The 2,974-nt window shown below is 45.2% G+C and carries 2 protein-coding genes; both read right to left on the minus strand.

The features are described from left to right. Positions 1 to 81: 81 nt before the first annotated feature. Positions 82 to 957, minus strand: coding sequence for an SDR family oxidoreductase (locus tag QT979_RS28650; protein WP_333312364.1), 876 nt, complete (start codon positions 955 to 957; stop codon positions 82 to 84). Between the two features lie 171 nt (positions 958 to 1,128). Further along, positions 1,129 to 1,914 carry an exodeoxyribonuclease III gene (gene xth / locus QT979_RS28655; protein WP_333312365.1) on the minus strand — a complete coding sequence of 262 codons (786 nt, stop codon included), beginning with the start codon at positions 1,912 to 1,914 and terminating at the stop codon, positions 1,129 to 1,131. Positions 1,915 to 2,974: the final 1,060 nt, after the last annotated feature.

Below are 2,974 nucleotides of genomic sequence, written 5' to 3' on the forward strand. Positions count from 1 at the left end.
CAAACCTTTTAAGTGGACATATAAGGGTAAAGTCTTGGCTGTTTAATAGTCTGTGTATTTACGCCGAGCTGTACTAGCATTTTAAACGCTCAAATTGCGCCACAGAAAGCTTTCTAGGGATTCCATTCTCATGCCGTAGATTGATTCCAAGTTTTGCACTTGTTCGGGAGTGCAGAAATACTCGTTACCCAGCAATACCCGCAAAGTTCCTAAGTCTTTTTGAGCTTGACGATTCAATAAACCCAAGGCATTTCTCAAACCGTCAAACACAACCAGCGGCGGGTTGATTACGATCGGTTCCCGATTGAATATGCGTGCAAAAATGCGGGGAATGTCGTCTCTTGTCAGCACATCCGGACCACCGACTCGCAGAATTTGGTTGCGGGCGCCTTCGACTGTTGGCGAGTCTGTGGCAATCTTTGCTAAGTCGTCGGTACTGACAACAGAGGTGCGGTTTTTGCCGTCGCCAATCAGCAGGTAAAGTCCGGTTTCTCGAAATCTTTCTGCTAGCGGTAACAAGCTGGAAGCAAAACCGGCAGGCCGCAAGATTGTATAATTCAAGCCGCTGTTTTGCAGGTATTTTTCAACTTCTCGCTTGGCTTTGAATACTGCGGAATCTTCGTATCCTCGATCGACTCCCAGTACCGAAATAAAGACAAAGTGCTGCACTCCGGCTTCCTTGGCGCAGTCGATTAATTCTATGTTAGCGCGGTAATGTACTGCTTGAACGTCCCCGCCGGTGCCGTGACTGCTGATGATGTACTGCACGCCTTGGCAGGCTTTTTTAATATCTTTGTCTTGTTTCAAGTCGCCGATAAAAATCTCGGCGCCTCGGTTTTCTAGTTCAGAGTAGCGAGATGCGAGGCGAACAAATGCGCGGACAGGCTTTTCTTGCTGTCTGATTTCTCGTACAATTCGGCGGCCTAGTGCGCCTGTTGCTCCGGTTACTAAGAACATGATTTTTAGTTGTTGATTGTTACTTACATATTGCACTTTTCTCAATAGTGGGCAAGATGCCTGTTCCACAAAGATTGAATTTTCTTGTGGGGTGGGCATCCTGCCCGCCCATCCAAGGCTTATTGAGAATGGTGCAATATCTCAGTTGCTCTTAACCTTATAACTTATAAATCAAATTTCGACAATTACGGGGGCGTGGTCGCTGGGTTTGATTAATTTTCTAGGAGCAATATCTATTGTACAGTTTTTGGCTTGTTCGTAGAGGGGAGGGCTGAGATAATGGTGGTCGATTCTCCAGCCGTTGTTGCGTGGAAATGCGGCGGCGCGGTAGTCCCACCAGCTATAATGACCGCCTTCTGTGGTGAATTTCCGAAAGGGGTCGTTTAATCCTAATTCTATGATTTCTGTTAGCGCGAGGCGCTCGGCGACAGACAAGCCGACGGAGTTAGCATTGGCTTTGGGATTGTGGATATCTCGATCGTCCGGGACGATGTTAAAGTCGCCGCAAATGCACAAGTTGGGGGATTTATCTAGTGCTATTTTGAGGTATTCTTGCAGCAGTTTGAGCCACTTTAGCTTGTAGTCATATTTCTCGCTACCAACTTCGGAACCGTTGGGAACGTATACGCAAATAATGCAAATATCGTCTATAACACCTGCTATTAGGCGTTTTTGTTCGTCAAAAATACCTGTGGTTTCGTCGCCGAGAAGGGGGGCAAATCCGCTGCTGATTTGCGTTAGGGGCGATAGGCTAAAAATGGCGACACCGTTGTAGGATTTTTGACCGGAAATGTAGCAGTTGTAGCCAAGGTTGGTGAAGGGTTCTAGGGGGAAGTCTTTGTCTGTAACTTTGGTTTCTTGGAGGCAGAGAACGTCTGGGGAGTTTGTGTGCAACCAGCTAGTAACGTTTTCTAGGCGGGTGCGGATTGAGTTGACGTTCCAGGTGGCGATTTTCATTAATACAGTAATCCTAACGGTGATGTGGGGGAACCCAAATTCGGATGACTCGGCGGTTGAAAGAGACTGTTGGCGAATCTCTGAGGGGTGAAACCCTCAGAGATTCGCCATCCTGAATAACCAGAATGATGGTGTAATCACGCAGCGTATTAAATAATTTATTATGACTCTTCACCCCCGCCACTGCTCGTCAATTCCAGAGATGACAGCAACTGTTGCACGAACATCCTTTCCCAACGGAAATCCATATATAGCAATCCTAAGTGATTTTCTAGATCCGTAAAATCTGAAAGTCTTGCTATATAACAAGTCTAGGAAGACTAGAGGGCATTGTGTTGTGAGACTCAGATCGGATTGCTATATCCCTCTTTTGTCACTTTCGGGGAAAAAATAATCAGGAACACTTAGAGCATAAGACTTTTACCAAAAATCCTGATTTCAGCTATTCTGTTAGAAAATAAACGCTCAAATGCTCGCTATAAGCTGTCGAGCATTTAAACTACATATTGTCTGTTCCCTGTTTCCCGTTTCCTGTTCCCTTTCACCCAATCCTCACACCCCATTTAAATGCACAACAGCTTATCTACAGTTAAAAATTTGGCTCTTATTTTTATTTTCCCAGAGTAACAAAAGAGGGTTATATCTCGCTTCAGTAGCAATTAGGACACTTCATCGGGATTAACCTCAGTCCACTCTACTTATTCCTCTTTTACCATGATAACCATTAGTCTTTCAGCAACGCCGGAGTATCCGGTCAATACCGCTTCTTTTGAACCCATTTGAGATATTTATGACGCTCGACAGACAACGGACTCTCGACTCGCAGCCTCAAAGATGTCAAATGGGTTCTCTAGTCCAAGTAAGCGCCATCATCATAAAATACGGCTTTTGGCCCAAAAAAAGACCCCATAGTTATAAAGAGGAGTCAGCCAGGGATACCGGAGTAGGCCATAAATGCCGGAACCCTTGGTGTGTATAGGTTCAAAAAAAAGTCAAAAATATTTTCGCAAAACGCTTGACAACTCTGGGGAGAGTTGATACATTAATAAAGCGCCAGAAG

Source organism: Microcoleus sp. w2-18bC1 (genome assembly GCF_036700365.1).
GTDB lineage: Bacteria > Cyanobacteriota > Cyanobacteriia > Cyanobacteriales > Microcoleaceae > Microcoleus.